Origin of the sequence: Bradyrhizobium sp. URHA0013 (genome assembly GCF_000518345.1) — a bacterium.
GTDB lineage: Bacteria > Pseudomonadota > Alphaproteobacteria > Rhizobiales > Xanthobacteraceae > Bradyrhizobium.
Genome location: NZ_JADK01000003.1, coordinates 1,508,400 through 1,523,734, shown reverse-complemented (window position 1 = coordinate 1,523,734; position 15,335 = coordinate 1,508,400). Strand labels below are relative to the sequence as shown.

Genomic DNA, 15,335 nt, shown 5'->3' with positions numbered 1-15,335 from the left:
GCTTAGTGCATCGCCGTGCTGTTGAGCTGCTGCTGGATGCTCTTGAAGTGGTCGAGCCGCGCGATGGCTTGATCGAGCTCGTTGCCTTCGTGCTCCTTCAATCCCTCTTCCATCTCCGAGACGGTCGCGGCGAACTGGGCGCGGTCGAGCTCGGCCAGCGAGGTCGCGACGTCGGCGAGCACGGTCAGCCCCTTGTCGGAAACTTCGGCGATACCGCCGAGCACGATAATCTTCTCGTGCTTGCCGCCGGTGGTTACGGTGAGAATGCCGGGCCGGATCGCGGCCACGACCGGCGCATGTCCCGCCAGCACGCCGAAGTCACCTTCGACGCCGGGGATATCGACCTGGTCGACCTCGCCCGAGAAGGCGAGCTTTTCCGGCGAGACGAGATCGAAGTGGAAGGTGGCCATTGGAAACCTGCGAATGGTGAGTAGCGAATTGCGAATGGAGGGGGAGCAGCGCGACTATTCGCTACTCCCTGCTCGCCCTTCGCAGCTTAGGCCGCCTCGGCCGCAAGCTTCTTGCCCTTTTCGATCGCCTCTTCGATGGTGCCGACCATGTAGAAGGCGGCTTCCGGCAGGTGGTCGTACTTGCCTTCGCAGAGGCCGCGGAAGCCCTTGATGGTGTCCGCGAGGTCGACGAACTTGCCGGGCGAGCCGGTGAAGATTTCGGCGACGTGGAACGGCTGCGACAGGAAGCGCTCGATTTTGCGGGCGCGGGCCACCGTCAGCTTGTCCTCTTCCGAAAGTTCGTCCATGCCGAGAATGGCGATGATGTCCTGCAGCGACTTGTAGCGCTGCAGCACCTGCTGGACCTGACGCGCGGTGTCGTAGTGCTCCTGACCGACGACGAGCGGCGAGAGCATGCGCGAGGTCGAGTCGAGCGGATCCACCGCCGGATAGATGCCCTTTTCCGAAATCGCGCGGTTCAACACCGTGGTGGCGTCCAAATGCGCGAACGAGGTCGCGGGCGCCGGGTCGGTCAAGTCGTCGGCCGGAACGTAAATGGCCTGCACCGAGGTGATCGAACCCTTCTGCGTGGTGGTGATGCGCTCCTGCAGCGCGCCCATGTCGGTGGCGAGCGTCGGCTGATAACCCACGGCGCTCGGGATACGACCGAGCAGCGCCGACACTTCAGAACCGGCCTGGGTGAAGCGGAAGATGTTGTCGACGAAGAACAGCACGTCCTGGCCCTGGTCACGGAAGTGCTCGGCGACGGTCAGACCGGTGAGGCCGACGCGGGCGCGGGCGCCGGGCGGCTCGTTCATCTGGCCGAACACCAGCGCGCACTTCGACTTGACGCTCGGATCCGGATTGTTCGGATCGGCGTTGACCTTGGACTCGATGAACTCGTGATAGAGGTCGTTGCCCTCGCGGGTACGCTCGCCCACGCCGGCGAACACGGAGTAACCACCGTGCGCCTTCGCGACGTTGTTGATCAGCTCCTGAATCAGCACGGTCTTGCCGACGCCGGCGCCGCCGAACAGGCCGATCTTGCCGCCCTTGGCATAGGGCGCGAGCAAGTCGACGACCTTGATGCCGGTGACGAGAATTTCAGCTTCGGTCGACTGGTCGGTGTAGCTCGGCGCTTCCTGATGGATGGCGCGCGTGCCCTCGGACTGGATCGGGCCGGCTTCGTCGATCGGCTCGCCGATCACGTTCATGATGCGGCCGAGCGTGCCCGCACCGACGGGAACCGAGATCGGCTGACCGGTGTCGGTCACTTCCTGGCCGCGGACCAGACCTTCGGTCACGTCCATCGCGATCGTGCGCACGGTGGACTCACCAAGATGCTGCGCAACTTCCAGCACGAGGCGGATGTTGCCGTTCCTGGTTTCCAACGAATTCAGAATGGCCGGCAGATGGCCTTCGAACTGAACGTCGACGACGGCGCCCATGACCTGGGTGACACGACCGACCTGGGTAGCTGCTGTAGCCATGAAGCTCTCCTTCGAAATTCTTTACTTGAACGACCGTCGTTTGGTTCGTGCGTCAGACCGCCTCGGCGCCGGAGATGATCTCGATCAGCTCCTTGGTGATCTGGGCTTGACGGGTTCGGTTGTAGATCTGGGTTTGCTTGCGGATCATTTCGCCCGCGTTGCGGGTGGCGTTATCCATCGAGCTCATCTGGGCGCCGTAGAACGAGGCGTTGTTTTCCAGCAGCGCACGGAAAATCTGCACCGCGATATTCCGCGGCAACAGGCCGGAGAGGAGTTCGTCTTCCTCCGGCTCGTAGTCGTAGGACGTCGACGGCGCGTTCGCCGCCTTTTCTTCCACGGTCAGCGGAATGATCTGCTGCGCGGTCGGGACCTGGGCAATTACCGACTTGAACTGCGCGTAGAACAGCGTGCAGACGTCGAATTCGCCGTTGTCGAAGCGGGCCAGAACCTTCTTGGCGATGTCCTCGGCGTTGACGAAGCCGAGCTGACGAACGCCGCGCAGGTCGAGATGCTCGACGATCTGCTTGTCGTACAGGCGGCGGAGCTGCTCGTAGCCCTTGCGTCCGACGCAGAAGAATTTGACCTCCTTGCCCTGCGCCATCAGCGCCTGGGCGCGCTCGCGCGCGAGGCGCACGATCGAGGAGTTGAAGGCGCCGGACAGGCCGCGCTCGCCGGTGCAGACCAGCAGCAGGTGAACCTGGTCCTTGCCGGTGCCGGCCAGCAGCACCGGCGCGCCGGGCGAACCGGCGGCAGCGCTGGCGATGTTGGAGATCACCGCGCTCATCTTGTCGGCATAGGGCCGCGCCGCCTCGGCCGCTTGCTGGGCGCGGCGCAACCGGGACGCCGCGACCATTTGCATGGCCTTGGTGATCTTCTGCGTCGCCTTGGTGGAGGCGATGCGGACGCGCATGTCTTTAAGTGACGCCATTCTTCGTTCACCCCGGCGGTTCGATCGCTTGGATCAAGCCGCTAGCCTATCCCAGTCGTCATGCCCGGGCGTGTCCCGGGCATCCACGTCTTCGTTTCCATGCAGTGAGGCACGGAAGGCCGGGACAACAAGCCCGGCCTTGCGACCGTTCTCTTATGCGAAGCTCTTGGCGAAACCTTCGACCACCGACTTCAGCTTGGCGGCGGTGTCGTCAGAGAGATCGCGGCTGTCGCGGATCGCGTTGAGGATCTCGACATTCTTGCCGCGCAGCAGCGACAACAGACCGTCCTCGAACGCACGCACCTTGTTGACCGGAAGCGGATCGAGATAGCCGTTGGTGCCGGCCCAGATCACGCAGACCTGCTCTTCCATCTTCAGTGGCGCGAACTGCGGCTGCTTCAGCAGCTCGGTGAGACGCGAGCCGCGGTTAAGCAGGCGCTGGGTCGAGGCGTCGAGATCGGAGCCGAACTGCGCGAACGCCGCCATTTCGCGGTACTGCGCCAGCTCGCCCTTGATCTTGCCGGCGACCTTCTTGGTGGCCTTGGTCTGCGCCGAGGAGCCGACGCGCGACACCGACAGACCGACGTTCACCGCGGGGCGGATGCCCTGGAAGAACAGGTCGGTTTCCAGGAAGATCTGGCCGTCCGTGATCGAGATGACGTTGGTCGGAATGTAGGCCGACACGTCGTTGGCCTGGGTTTCGATGACCGGCAGCGCCGTCAGCGAGCCCGAGCCCTGGTCCTTGTTCAGCTTCGCCGCGCGCTCGAGCAGGCGGGAATGCAGATAGAACACGTCGCCCGGATAGGCTTCGCGGCCCGGCGGGCGGCGCAGCAGGAGCGACATCTGGCGGTAGGCGACGGCCTGCTTGGACAAATCGTCATAGATGATGACGGCGTGCATGCCGTTGTCGCGGAAGTACTCGCCCATGGTGCAGCCGGTGAACGGCGCGATGTACTGCATCGGCGCCGGATCGGACGCGGTGGCGGCGACGATGATCGAATATTCCAGCGCGCCCTGCTCTTCCAGCACCTTCACGAACTGGGCAACAGTCGAGCGCTTCTGGCCGATCGCGACGTAGACGCAATACAGCTTGATGTTCTCGTCCGGCTGCGCGTTGAGCGGCTTCTGGTTGAGGATGGTGTCGAGCGCGATCGCGGTCTTGCCGGTCTGACGGTCACCGATGATCAGCTCGCGCTGGCCGCGGCCGATCGGGATCAGGGCATCGATCGCCTTGAGGCCGGTCGCCATCGGCTCGTTCACCGATTTGCGCGGAATGATGCCGGGCGCCTTGACGTCGACGCGCATGCGCTTGTCGGCCTGGATCGGGCCCTTGCCGTCGATGGGATTGCCGAGCGCGTCGACGACGCGGCCGAGCAGGCCCTTGCCGACCGGCGCGTCCACGATGGCGCGGGTGCGCTTGACGGTCTGACCTTCCTTGATCTCGCGGTCGGCGCCGAAAATAACGATACCGACGTTGTCGGTTTCGAGGTTCAGCGCCATGCCGCGGGTGCCGTTCTCGAACTCGACCATTTCACCGGCCTGGACGTTATCCAGACCGTAAACGCGGGCGATACCGTCGCCGACGGACAGCACCTGTCCGACTTCGGAGACTTCAGCTTCCTGGCCGAAATTCTTGATCTGGTCCTTGAGGATCGCGGAAATTTCCGCGGCGCGGATGTCCATCAGCCTGCCTCTTTCATCGCGTGCTTGATCGAATTGAGTTTGGTGCGAAGCGAACTATCGATCATCCGGCTGCCAAGCTTGACCACGAGGCCACCGATGATCGAGGGATCGACCTTCACGTTGAGCGCGACGTCCTTGCCGGTCACCGACTTCAGGGCAACCTTGAGGGCGTCGAGATTCTTGTCCGAGAGCGCCTCCGCCACGGTGACGTCGGCCGTGGCCTCGCCCTTGAACTTGGCGACCAAGGCGCGATAGGCGCGGATGACGTCAGCCACCGCGAACAGGCGGCGGTTGGCGGTGAGCACTTTCAGGAAATTGGCGGAGATGCCGGCGATGCCTGCCTTGTCCAGCACGGCCGAGAGGGCCCTGGACTGGGCGTCGGCCGCGAAAACCGGGCTGCGAACGAGGCGCTTCAGATCGGCGCTTTCGTTGAGCATGCCCTCGAATTTCTCGAGATCCGCTTTGACCTCGTCGACCACTTTCTGGTCGCGGGCCAGTTCAAACAAGGCCGTTGCATAACGGCCCGACACACCGGAAACGGACGTATCTTCTGCAGCCACAGACGTGCTCTTTTTGCTGTCAAACTCGCAAGGGAAAAACCGTCGCCACAAAGCGGCGCCTAGCGATCCAAGCCCTTGGAATTCAAGCGGGACTTCGATTTTCGACCCCGCACGGAAGTGCCGGGCTCGTTAAAATCGCGGCTTTGCTAACATAGCAGGCGCGCACGTGCAACATGACGCCAAATTAAAGGCATGACGTTCTGTCGCCAGTTCGTCGCAGTCCGCGACGACGACCTGCCACGCCGCGGAATTGCCACAGCGCTTAAGCCAGCCCATGGGCCGAGGCCGGCGATTTGTTCCTGCCCTCAGCGCATAGCGGCCATGAACACGGATCGCTGAGGCGTGATTCCGGGCGCATCCGCTTCACTCGCCGAATACTTACCCAATTCTAAATGCGGGAAGCGATGACTTCGTTTTACAGTATTTGTAAGTAATATAGAGGTTAATGAATCGTTAAAATCCAAGATTACGGAATATCGGCCGAATATCCCCGCCGGTAACAAGATATTACATGAAGACACAGAACGGATTTACTGCCCAATTCACGCCTCATTAGGAATCGAAACGCGGTCCCGCTCGCAAACTTACGGGGGCTCCACTTGCCACATATGTGGCAATACTAGCTTAGGGACCAATATATGCTTTGTTTGAAGACGCTGGGCTCTGTGACCCGGCCGCGTACGGCGATCGCCTTTGTTGCCGCAACTCTTCTCATCGGTGGAACTGCCACCGAAGCTTCCGCCAAATCCCGCCATCACCATCGGTATTCCCACCATCATCACCGCCACCACGCCCAGAACGACGCCAACACGACCTCCGATTGGCGTAACGCCAATGCGTCGATGACGCCGTCGCAGGGCACCGGACGTTCCTTCTCCGGCATGGCTTCCTTTTACGGCAACGAGTCCGGCAGCAGGACCGCCTCGGGCCAGCGCTTCAACCAGAACGCCATGACCGCGGCGCACCGTTCGCTGCCGTTCGGCACCAAGCTGCGGGTCACCCATGGCGGCTCCAGCGTCATCGTCACCATCAACGACCGTGGCCCGTTCATTCGCGGCCGTGTCCTCGACCTCTCCACGGGCGCTGCCCGCGCCATCGGCCTCACAGGTGCCGGCGTCGGCCGCGTCACCGCGGAAGTCGTCTCCTAAGACGCGCGACGCGTGAAACAAGCCCGCCGTCTTGGGGGACGGCGGGCTTTTTGTTTGCTCCTCCGCCGTCATTGCGAGGAGCGCAGCGACGGGGAGAGAGCGGTGGCCTACAAAAAGCTCTGCGGATCGACGTCGACTTCGAGCTTTTGATTGCCCTTCGGCTTCGGGCATACGGCAAGCCAGTTGCGCAGATAATCCGACAGGTCGAAGCCGCGTGCTGATTTCACCAGAATGCGGAAGCGGTAGCGGCCCTTGATGACCGCGAGCGGGGCTTCCGCCGGGCCCAGCACCACCACGCGCTCATCGCGCGGCGCGAGCGCCACGAGGTGGCGGCCAAAGCCTTCGGCGCTCGGCCGGTCGCCGGCGGAAATGATCAGGCTCGCGAGCCGCCCGAACGGCGGATAGAGCGTGCGTTCGCGCAAATCGATCTCGCTGTCGTAGAAGGCTTCGCGGTCGCAGGCGATCAGCGCCTTCATCACGGGATGATCGGGCTGGTGGGTCTGGAGATAGCCGACGCCGCGGCCCTGCTCGCGGCCGGCACGGCCGATCACCTGGTTGAGCAATTGCCAGGTGCGTTCCGAGGCGCGCGGATCGCCATTGGACAGGCCGAGATCGGCATCGACCACGCCGACGAGATTGAGCCGCGGGAAATTGTGGCCCTTGGCGACGAGCTGGGTGCCGATGATGACGTCGACGCGGCCCTCCGCGATGTCATTGAGTTCCGAGCGCATCGTCTCGATCGAGGTGATGAGATCGCTCGACAGCACTATGGTGCGCGCCTCCGGGAACAGCGCCGCCGCCTCTTCCTGCAAGCGCTCGACACCAGGCCCGACCGCGACCAGCGATTCCTCCGCCGCGCAATGCGGACAGGTTTGCGGGCGCGGCATCGAGAAACCGCAATGGTGACAGACGAGGCGCTGGCGGAAGCGATGATCGACCAGCCAGGCATCGCAGATGGTGCAGGCGAAGCGATGGCCGCAGGCGCGGCACAGCGTCAACGGCGCATAGCCGCGGCGATTGAGGAACAAGAGCGCCTGCTCGCGCCGCTCGATCGCGGTCCTGATCTCGGACGCCAGCCGCGGCGAGATGAAGCGGCCGCGCGCCGGCGGCTCGCGGCGCATGTCGATGGCCTCGATATGCGGCATGTGCTGGCCGCCGAAGCGCGACGGCAGCGCGATGCGCTGATAGCGGTTCTTGCGCGCATTGACCTCGGATTCGACCGACGGCGTCGCCGACGCCAGCACGATCGGAACCTTTGCGATATGAGCACGCACCACCGCCATGTCGCGGGCGTGATAATGCACGCCCTCGTCCTGCTTGTAGGCTTGGTCGTGCTCTTCATCGACCACGATGAGGCCGAGATTGGCGTAGGGCAGAAACAGCGCCGAGCGCGCGCCGACCACGACCGGCGCGCTGCCCTCGGAGATCGCCGCCCAATTGCGTGCACGGGTGCGCGGCGTCAGCTCGGAATGCCATTCCAAAGGCCGCACGCCGAAACGTTGCGCAAAGCGATCGAGGAACTGGCCGGTGAGCGCGATCTCCGGCATCAGGATCAGCGACTGCTTTCCGCGGCGGATCGCCTCGGCCACGGCTTCGAAATAAACTTCGGTCTTGCCCGAGCCGGTGACGCCGTCGAGCAGCGCGACGTGAAAGCTGCCGTTGGCGGCGAGTGCGCGCATGGCATCGACCCCGGCGCGCTGAAGCGGCGAAAAATCCGGCCTGCTGAAATCCGGATCTGGGGCCGGCGGCGGCGGAGGCGGCGGCATCGGCTCGACTGTGAGCGTGCCTTCATCGACGAGGCCGTCGATCACGCCGGCCGAAACGCCGGCCTCCTTGGCGGCTTCCGACTTGCCGTGCAGCAGCCGGTCCGACAGCACCTCGATCAGGCGCTGCCGCGCCGGCGTCAGACGTTTTGGCGGATCGCCGACCAGGCGGACGCCGGCACGCACCCGCTCGGGGCCGAGGTTCTCGCCCATTCGCAGGCACATGCGCAGCACCATGCCGCGCGGGCTCAGCGTGTAATTGGCGATCCAGTCGACGACCGCACGCAACTCGGGCTTCAGCGGCGCGATGCCGAGCTTTTCGCTGACCTCCTTCAGGCGGTTGTGCAGGCGCGGATCCGGATTGGCGTTTTCGGCCCAGACCACGGCGAGCACCTCGCGCGAGCCGAGCGGCACGCCGATGATATCGCCCGCCTTCAGCTCCATCCCACGCGGCACCTTGTAGGAATAGGTCTGGTCGAGCGCGACCGGCACCAGCACGTCGACCATGCGGGTCGCGTTGGCGGAGACGGCGTTGCTGCGCGACGTGTGATCCATGGAGGAGGAATCGGAACCCGGGGCTTCAAGGCTAGCGCCCGGAGGCGACCTTAGCGAACGATAAACGAGTGTGATGCGATATACTGAGTGGAATCACCACGTCCAGAGCGCATGAGCAAAGCGGCCGCCCCCCAAATCGAGCTCGCCAGCGCCGATCCTGGTATCGCGCAGGAGATGACGCGCTGGCTGTCGCATCTCGGCGCGGAGCGGCGGCTGTCGCCGAAGACGCTGGAAGCCTATGCCCGCGATTTGCGGCAGTGCCTGAATTTCCTCTGCGACCATTGGGGCGAGCGGGTGACGCTGAAGCGGTTCGCTGCGCTGGAGGCCACCGATATAAGGGCCTTCATGGCGATGCGCCGTGCCGACGATATTGCCGGGCGCTCGCTGATGCGCGCACTCGCGGGCCTGCGCTCGTTCGGCCGCTTCCTCGAACGCGAAGGCAAAGGCAAGGTCGGGGCGCTCTCGGCGATCCGCGCGCCGAAAGTCGCCAAGAGCCTGCCAAAGCCGCTGCCGATGGCGTCGGCCAAACGTCTTGCGGACGCCGACGAGCGCGCCGGCGAGGATCGCGAGAGCTGGATTCTGGCGCGCGATGCCGCGGTGATGGCTCTCCTCTACGGCTCGGGCCTGCGCATCTCCGAAGCGCTGGGGCTGACGCGCCGCGAGGTGCCGCGTCCCGGCGAGGGCGACGTGCTGATCGTAACTGGCAAAGGCAACAAGACCCGCATGGTGCCGGTGCTCCAGAACGTGCTCGCACTGGTGCAAGACTATGTCGCGATGTGCCCGTATCCGCTGCCGGCCGAGGGCCCGATCTTCGTCGGCGCGCGCGGCGGGCCCTTGAGCCCGCGTATCATCCAGCTCGCGATGGAGCGGCTGCGCGGCGCGCTCGGTCTGCCCGACAGCGCCACGCCGCACGCGCTCCGGCATTCCTTCGCCACGCACCTGTTGTCACGCGGCGGCGATTTGCGCGCGATCCAGGAATTGCTCGGCCATGCCTCGCTCTCGACCACGCAGATCTATACCGGCATCGATGCCGAGCGGCTGCTGGAAGTCTATGCCAGCGCGCATCCGCGCCGATAGCGGCTCAGTTGGCGAGATACTCGATATCGTAGACGTAGTTCGAGCCGCGCCCGACCTCGACGCGGACCATCGGCCTGAACGTCTCCAGCCGCTCATACAGCGGCGCCGTGACCTTCACCGGTTGGCCCGCGATGCGAACGAAATAGTCCGCCTTGCGACGGCTACCTGACCTCCACGCACGATCGACACGGCCTTCGATCACAAGGCGGGACGTCAGGTGATCGAGAAACAGCATTCGTCCGGCATACCACGCAAGACCGCTGCCGAGCAGCACGATCAGGATCATCGAGGCGAACGCCTTCGCCTTGTCGCCCCATGAGCCGTACAGCGGAGGTTGTCGCAGCTGCGAGCCGACGATAATCAGGCCCAGAACAACGAGGCCGATATGGACGTCGTTGACTGCGATGATCGAGCTCTTGTCATAAAGCCGCAACAGGCCGATGTAGATCAGGCCCAGCGCGAGGACAATCTTGCCGACGAACGGAAAGGCCGCGGTGTTGCGGGCCTTCAGCAGCGCAAACGCGGAGGCGAGGATGGAAGGCCAGACGCAGGCTGCGATGAATTCCGCTGTGGTCATAGGACAGGACTAGATCAGCCCGGACGCGAAACCCTTAATTGCAACGGGCATCGCGGCTTGCCACTTGCGCCCGTCGCGCGGTTCGGTCAATCGTTGGTAAACAGGCAGGAGGGATTTATGAGCGCACATGAAAGCATGGAGCATGCCGAGCACGCCGAACACGCGTCCGGCTCGAACAAGAAGATCGCGCTCCTGATCGCCGTCCTGGCGCTTTTCCTGGCGATCTCGGAGACGCTCGGCAAGGGCGCCCAGACCGAATCGATCAGCAAGAACGTCGAGGCTTCCAACCTCTGGGCCTTCTTCCAGGCCAAGAGCATCCGCCGCACGGTGGTGCAGACCGCGGCCGAGCAGGGCAAGCTGACGTTCGGCGCCGCGACCGACGAGGCCACCAAGGCCGCGGCTCAGAAGCAGATCGAGGACTGGCAGAAGACCGCGCAGCGCTACCGCTCCGAGCCGGAGACCGGCGAAGGCACCGAGCAGCTGGCCGAAAAGGCCAAGCACGCCGAGCATGAGCGCGACGAGGCGACTGCGAAATATCATCACTTCGAGCTGGCGTCCGCCGCCTTCCAGATCGGCATCGTGCTGGCCTCAGCCACAATCATCACCGGCATGCTGCCGCTCGCCTGGATCGCGGGCCTGCTGACGATCGGTGGGCTCATCATGACCGGGCTCGGTCTGTGGTTGCCGCATCTAGTGCATTTGCATTGAGGGGATGAGGCCACATACTCCGCTGTCATGCTCCGCGAAGGCGGGGCATCCAGTACGCCGCGGCCTCTCGATTCTAGCCTCACTGTCTCTGGAATACTGGATTGCCCGCCTTCGCGGGCAATGACACTGAACAAGTGGCGACGCTCAGCGCGCTTCGTGCACGCTCTTGCGAAAGCGCTGGATCAGGCGGAGCGTGCGGGAGGACCAGCCTTCGCCGTTGCCGGCGATCAGCTCGCGGATGCGCCGCTTGACCGGATCGACCAGCTCGGCGGCCTTGGCACGCAGCTTCAGCACCAGATCATAGAGCCGCTCGAACCAGGCCATCTCCATCAGCTTGTCGCGCGTCACGTCGAACACGAAGGCGGTGACGCCGACCCCGAGCAGCTTTGCGAACACGATGGTGAAGACCGCGCTGGTCCAATATTCGTGCGTGAGCAGCCACAGGCCGACCAGCTTGAGCGGAAACAGCGGGATGATGGGCACGGCGAACACGATCAGCGTCATCGCCGGCGACAGCGCATCGACGCGGTCCGACAGCCATTGCTTGAACCGCGCGAGCGGAACAATTGCGACAACGCGCGCAACGATCGGTTCGAGATGGTCCCACAGCCAGGCTTCGATCAGGAAGATGATCGCAAGCAGGACCCAGACCGGTTGAAGCAGGCGGCGTAGCATGTGTTTCCCGCCCGATTCGGCGCTGGGCGCGACCTACATATGGATGGCCCGCTTGCCGACTGCAAGCGCGGCTTCCTTGATGGCCTCCGAGCGGGTCGGGTGCGCGTGGCAGGTGCGCGCGAGATCCTCCGCGCTGCCGCCAAACTCCATGAGAACGGCCGCCTCATGGATCATTTCGCCGGCTTCGCGGCCGATAATGTGCACGCCGAGCACGCGATCGGTCTTCGCATCTGCGAGAATCTTCACAAAGCCGTCGGTGGTCTGGTTGACCTTGGAGCGGCCGTTTGCGGTAAAGGGAAACTTTCCGACGGTATAGGCCACGCCCGCCTGCTTCAGCTCCTCCTCGGTCTTGCCGACGGAGGATACTTCCGGCGTGGTATACACGACGCCTGGGATAACATCGTAGTTCACGTGGCCGGCCTGCCCGGCGATGATCTCGGCAACAGCGACGCCTTCATCCTCGGCCTTGTGCGCGAGCATCGGGCCCGCGACGACGTCGCCGATGGCATAGACGCCCTTCACGCTGGTGGCGAAGTGCGGATCGATCTGCACGCGGCCGCGATTGTCGAGCGCCACGCCGGCTTCCTTCAGGCCCAGCCCCTCCGTGTACGGCACACGGCCGATACAGACGAGAACGACGTCGGCTTCCAGCGTCTCGGCAGCGCCGCCCGCGGCGGGCTCGACCGTCGCCTTCAGCGTCTTGCCGGAGGTGTCCACGCCCGTGACCTTGGCACCCAGCTTGAAGGCAAAGCCCTGCTTCTCCAGGATGCGCTGGAATTGCTTGGCGATCTCGCCGTCCATGCCGGGCAGGATGCGATCCAGGAATTCGACGACGACCACTTCGGCGCCGAGACGGTGCCAGACCGAGCCGAGCTCGAGGCCGATCACGCCGGCGCCGACGATCAGCAGCTTGCCGGGGACCTTGTCCAGCGACAGCGCGCCGGTCGACGACACGATGCGCGTTTCGTCGATCTCGATGCCCTTGAGGCGCGCGATGTCCGAGCCGGTCGCGATCACGATGCTCTTGGTTTCGATTACCTGCGACTTGCCGTCGGCGGAGACTTCGACCTTGCCGGCGCCGAGGATCTTGCCTGCGCCCTTGAGCACGTCGATCTTGTTCTTCTTCATCAGGAACTCGACGCCCTTGACGTTGCCGTCGATGCCCTGCTGCTTGAAGTTCATCATCGCAGGCAAATCGAGCTTCGGCGCGGAGACGCTGACGCCCATCTTGGCGAAGGAATGCCCGGCCTCCTCGAACATTTCGGAGGCGTGCAGAAGCGCCTTCGACGGCATGCAGCCGACATTGAGGCAGGTGCCGCCGAGCGTCGCGTTCTTTTCGACCACGGCGACTTTCATGCCGAGCTGCGCTGCACGCACCGCGCAGACATAACCGCCCGGTCCGGTGCCGATGACGACGAGATCGTATGCCATGAGAGAAAGTCCCGTAAGTTTAGCGTTGAGGGATGTGTCGGCGTCCGCGCGGCGCGTCAGCGTCCGCCGGACACATCGAGAATGGCTGAGGTGACGTAGGAGGCCTCGTCCGACATCAGCCAGACGATGGCATTGGCGACTTCATCGGCGGTACCGACGCGCTTCATCGGCACCATATGGGCCAGACGATGGGCGCGGTCGGGCTCACCGCCTGCAGCGTGGATTTCGGTGTCGATCAGGCCGGGCCGGATGCCCGCGACGCGAATGCCCTCGCCGGCAACCTCATAGCCGAGGCCGACGGTGAAGGAATCGATCGCGCCCTTGGACGCGGCATAGTCGACATAGGTGTTCGGCGCGCCGAGCTTGGCGGCAACCGATGACAGATTGACGATGACGCCGCCATGGCCGCCGTGCCTGGTCGACATCCGCTTCACCGCTTCGCGCGCGCAGAGGATGGAGCCGGTGACGTTGACCGCCATCACGCGCTGGATGCGCTCGGCCGACATCTCGTCGACGCGCACGCCGCTGGTTCCGACGATACCGCCATTGTTGACGAGCGCGCCGAGCGTGCCGAACGCGTCCGCGGCCTTGAACAACGCAAGGATGTCGCTTTCCTCGGCCACGTCGCATTTCACCGCGATGGCCTTGCCGTTGCTGGCTGCGATCTCCGCGACCACCTCGTCGGCGGCCGTCTTGTTGCTGGCATAGCCGACGACGATTCGGAAGCCGCGCTTGGCTGCCGCAATCGCGGTCGCCCGGCCAATGCCGCGGCTGCCGCCGGTGATGACAACGACTTTATCGGTCACGCGCGCCTCCATGGTTCGACACGCGCCGTCGCGAAAGGCGACGGCGCTCGCAGAGCATCAGGGATCAGAGATCGAGCACCAGACGCGCCGGATCTTCCAGGCTCTCCTTGACGCGAACCAGGAAGGTCACGGCTTCCTTGCCGTCGATGACGCGGTGATCGTAGGACAGCGCCAGATACATCATCGGGCGGACCTCGATCTTGCCGCCGACGACCATCGGCCGCTCCTGGATCTTGTGCATGCCGAGGATGCCGGACTGCGGCGCGTTGAGGATCGGGGTCGACATCAGCGAGCCGTAGATGCCGCCGTTGGTGATGGTGAAGGTGCCGCCCTGCATCTCGTCGATCTTGAGCTGGCCGTCACGGGCGCGGCGACCGAAATCGGCGATGCCCTTTTCGATGTCGGCGATCGACTTGTTGTCGCAGTCGCGCACCACGGGCACGACGAGGCCCTTGTCGGTGCCGACGGCGACGCCGATGTGATAGTAGTTCTTGTAGATCAGATCGGTGCCATCGATCTCGGCGTTGACGGCCGGAATATCCTTCAGCCCCTGCACGACGGCCTTGGTGAAGAAGCCCATGAAGCCGAGCTTCGATCCATGCTTCTTCTCGAACGCATCCTTGTAGTGGGCGCGCAGCGCCATGACGTTGGTCATGTCGACCTCGTTGAAGGTCGTGAGCATGGCGGCGGTGTTCTGCACGTCCTTGAGGCGGCGCGCGATGGTCTGGCGCAGCCGGGTCATCTTGACTCGCTCTTCGCGGGCGGCGTCATCGGCCGGCGAGGGTGCGCGGACCTGAACCGCGGCGGCCGGCTGGTTGACCGGGGTCGGCGCCGAGGCCGCACGCTCGATCGCGGCGAGCATGTCGCCCTTGGTGACGCGGCCGTCCTTGCCGGAGCCGGGAACGGTCGAGGCGTCGACGCCGGTCTCGGCCGAGAGCTTGCGCACGGACGGGGCGAGCGGCGCATCCGCCGGCGGCGCCTTCGCCGCAGCGGGAGCAGCCGCAGCGGCCGCAGCAGGAGCGGCAGCCGCGGGCTTTGCGGGCGCAGCGGGCGCCGGCTTGGCAGCGCTGGCGGCACCTTCGGTAATCTGGCCAAGCAGCGCGCCGACCGCGACGGTGGCGCCATCGGCGGCGATGATCTCGCTCAGCGTGCCGGCGGAGGGCGCCGGGACTTCGATGGTCACCTTGTCGGTCTCGAGCTCCACCAGGGGCTCGTCGACGGCGACGGGATCGCCGGCCTTCTTGAACCAGCGGCCGATGGTGGCCTCGGTGACGGATTCGCCGAGGGTCGGCACACGAATTTCAGTCATGGTCTTTTCCTTAAGGAGATCGCCAATGCGGTCGGGAATTTCACAGGTGTCATGCCCCGCGAAGGCGGGGCATCCAGTACTCCGCGGCGTTCGTGGTCATCACGGCCGTCACGGCGTACTGGATCGCCCGTCCCAGTGCGCAATTGCGCACAAGGCGGGCGATGACAGCGTCCTAA

14 protein-coding genes are annotated in these 15,335 nt (G+C 64.5%); 3 read left to right on the top strand and 11 right to left on the bottom strand.

The features are described from left to right. Window positions 1-2: 2 nt before the first annotated feature. The 5 genes from N551_RS0107435 to N551_RS0107415 all read right to left on the bottom strand — a co-directional run bounded on the left by N551_RS0107435 (window position 3) and on the right by N551_RS0107415 (window position 5,110). Window positions 3-410 carry a F0F1 ATP synthase subunit epsilon gene (locus tag N551_RS0107435; protein ID WP_027566415.1) on the bottom strand — a complete coding sequence of 136 codons (408 nt, stop codon included), beginning with the start codon at window positions 408-410 and terminating at the stop codon, window positions 3-5. An 86-nt stretch (window positions 411-496) separates the two neighbouring features. Beyond that, a complete protein-coding gene (atpD, locus tag N551_RS0107430) occupies window positions 497-1,939 on the bottom strand; it encodes a F0F1 ATP synthase subunit beta (RefSeq protein WP_027566414.1) in 1,443 nt (480 codons plus the stop codon). Between the two features lie 52 nt (window positions 1,940-1,991). Then, window positions 1,992-2,867, bottom strand: coding sequence for a F0F1 ATP synthase subunit gamma (locus N551_RS0107425; protein ID WP_027566413.1), 876 nt, complete (start codon window positions 2,865-2,867; stop codon window positions 1,992-1,994). A 153-nt stretch (window positions 2,868-3,020) separates the two neighbouring features. Continuing rightward, on the bottom strand, window positions 3,021-4,550 hold the full coding sequence (gene atpA, locus N551_RS0107420) for a F0F1 ATP synthase subunit alpha (protein ID WP_007604342.1): 1,530 nt from the start codon (window positions 4,548-4,550) through the stop codon (window positions 3,021-3,023). Continuing rightward, the gene (locus N551_RS0107415) at window positions 4,550-5,110 is read right to left on the bottom strand and encodes a F0F1 ATP synthase subunit delta (protein WP_027566412.1); all 561 of its coding nucleotides are present in this window, start codon (window positions 5,108-5,110) and stop codon (window positions 4,550-4,552) included. The genes atpA and N551_RS0107415 overlap by 1 nt, the downstream gene beginning before the upstream one ends. Window positions 5,111-5,748: 638 nt before the next feature. Here N551_RS0107415 and N551_RS0107410 point away from each other — a divergent pair. After that, complete coding sequence (locus tag N551_RS0107410) at window positions 5,749-6,258, top strand: septal ring lytic transglycosylase RlpA family protein (RefSeq protein ID WP_027566411.1); 510 nt, start codon at window positions 5,749-5,751, stop codon at window positions 6,256-6,258. A gap of 107 nt (window positions 6,259-6,365) precedes the next feature. On the opposite strand, the gene N551_RS0107405 is transcribed toward N551_RS0107410, so the two are convergent. After that, window positions 6,366-8,576, bottom strand: a complete 2,211-nt coding sequence (locus tag N551_RS0107405; protein WP_027566410.1) for a primosomal protein N' — start codon at window positions 8,574-8,576, stop codon at window positions 6,366-6,368. A gap of 111 nt (window positions 8,577-8,687) precedes the next feature. Here N551_RS0107405 and N551_RS0107400 point away from each other — a divergent pair, with 111 nt between their 5' ends. Continuing rightward, complete coding sequence (locus N551_RS0107400) at window positions 8,688-9,653, top strand: tyrosine recombinase XerC (protein WP_027566409.1); 966 nt, start codon at window positions 8,688-8,690, stop codon at window positions 9,651-9,653. Between the two features lie 4 nt (window positions 9,654-9,657). On the opposite strand, the gene N551_RS0107395 is transcribed toward N551_RS0107400, so the two are convergent. Further along, on the bottom strand, window positions 9,658-10,230 hold the full coding sequence (locus tag N551_RS0107395) for a hypothetical protein (protein ID WP_027566408.1): 573 nt from the start codon (window positions 10,228-10,230) through the stop codon (window positions 9,658-9,660). Window positions 10,231-10,347: 117 nt separating this feature from the next. On the opposite strand from N551_RS0107395, the gene N551_RS0107390 reads away from it, so the two are divergent. Beyond that, window positions 10,348-10,938: a DUF4337 domain-containing protein gene (locus N551_RS0107390; RefSeq protein ID WP_027566407.1), complete on the top strand. Its 591-nt coding sequence runs from the start codon at window positions 10,348-10,350 to the stop codon at window positions 10,936-10,938. Window positions 10,939-11,082: 144 nt separating this feature from the next. On the opposite strand, the gene N551_RS0107385 is transcribed toward N551_RS0107390, so the two are convergent. From N551_RS0107385 to odhB, 4 genes are read right to left on the bottom strand one after another with little or no spacing between them, the layout of a single operon-like run. Further along, window positions 11,083-11,613 (bottom strand): hypothetical protein, encoded by a 531-nt coding sequence (locus N551_RS0107385; RefSeq protein ID WP_027566406.1) that lies wholly within the window; start codon window positions 11,611-11,613, stop codon window positions 11,083-11,085. Window positions 11,614-11,646: 33 nt separating this feature from the next. Next, a complete protein-coding gene (gene lpdA, locus N551_RS0107380) occupies window positions 11,647-13,044 on the bottom strand; it encodes a dihydrolipoyl dehydrogenase (RefSeq protein WP_027566405.1) in 1,398 nt (465 codons plus the stop codon). Between the two features lie 56 nt (window positions 13,045-13,100). Next, complete coding sequence (locus N551_RS0107375; RefSeq protein WP_155809514.1) at window positions 13,101-13,862, bottom strand: SDR family oxidoreductase; 762 nt, start codon at window positions 13,860-13,862, stop codon at window positions 13,101-13,103. 52 nt (window positions 13,863-13,914) lie between these two features. Continuing rightward, complete coding sequence (gene odhB, locus N551_RS0107370) at window positions 13,915-15,159, bottom strand: 2-oxoglutarate dehydrogenase complex dihydrolipoyllysine-residue succinyltransferase (protein WP_027566403.1); 1,245 nt, start codon at window positions 15,157-15,159, stop codon at window positions 13,915-13,917. Window positions 15,160-15,335 lie beyond the last annotated feature (176 nt).

Excerpts from the sequence above, each read along its gene's own strand:
- atpA (WP_007604342.1), bottom strand. The coding sequence starts at position 4,550 with ATGGACATCCGCGCCGCGGAAATTTCCGCGATCCTCAAGGACCAGATC.
- N551_RS0107405 (WP_027566410.1), bottom strand. The coding sequence starts at position 8,576 with ATGGATCACACGTCGCGCAGCAACGCCGTCTCCGCCAACGCGACCCGC.
- atpD (WP_027566414.1), bottom strand. The coding sequence starts at position 1,939 with ATGGCTACAGCAGCTACCCAGGTCGGTCGTGTCACCCAGGTCATGGGC.
- odhB (WP_027566403.1), bottom strand. The coding sequence starts at position 15,159 with ATGACTGAAATTCGTGTGCCGACCCTCGGCGAATCCGTCACCGAGGCC.
- N551_RS0107390 (WP_027566407.1), top strand. The coding sequence starts at position 10,348 with ATGAGCGCACATGAAAGCATGGAGCATGCCGAGCACGCCGAACACGCG.
- N551_RS0107375 (WP_155809514.1), bottom strand. The coding sequence starts at position 13,862 with ATGGAGGCGCGCGTGACCGATAAAGTCGTTGTCATCACCGGCGGCAGC.
- lpdA (WP_027566405.1), bottom strand. The coding sequence starts at position 13,044 with ATGGCATACGATCTCGTCGTCATCGGCACCGGACCGGGCGGTTATGTC.
- N551_RS0107395 (WP_027566408.1), bottom strand. The coding sequence starts at position 10,230 with ATGACCACAGCGGAATTCATCGCAGCCTGCGTCTGGCCTTCCATCCTC.
- N551_RS0107400 (WP_027566409.1), top strand. The coding sequence starts at position 8,688 with ATGAGCAAAGCGGCCGCCCCCCAAATCGAGCTCGCCAGCGCCGATCCT.
- N551_RS0107410 (WP_027566411.1), top strand. The coding sequence starts at position 5,749 with ATGCTTTGTTTGAAGACGCTGGGCTCTGTGACCCGGCCGCGTACGGCG.
- N551_RS0107385 (WP_027566406.1), bottom strand. The coding sequence starts at position 11,613 with ATGCTACGCCGCCTGCTTCAACCGGTCTGGGTCCTGCTTGCGATCATC.
- N551_RS0107435 (WP_027566415.1), bottom strand. The coding sequence starts at position 410 with ATGGCCACCTTCCACTTCGATCTCGTCTCGCCGGAAAAGCTCGCCTTC.
- N551_RS0107425 (WP_027566413.1), bottom strand. The coding sequence starts at position 2,867 with ATGGCGTCACTTAAAGACATGCGCGTCCGCATCGCCTCCACCAAGGCG.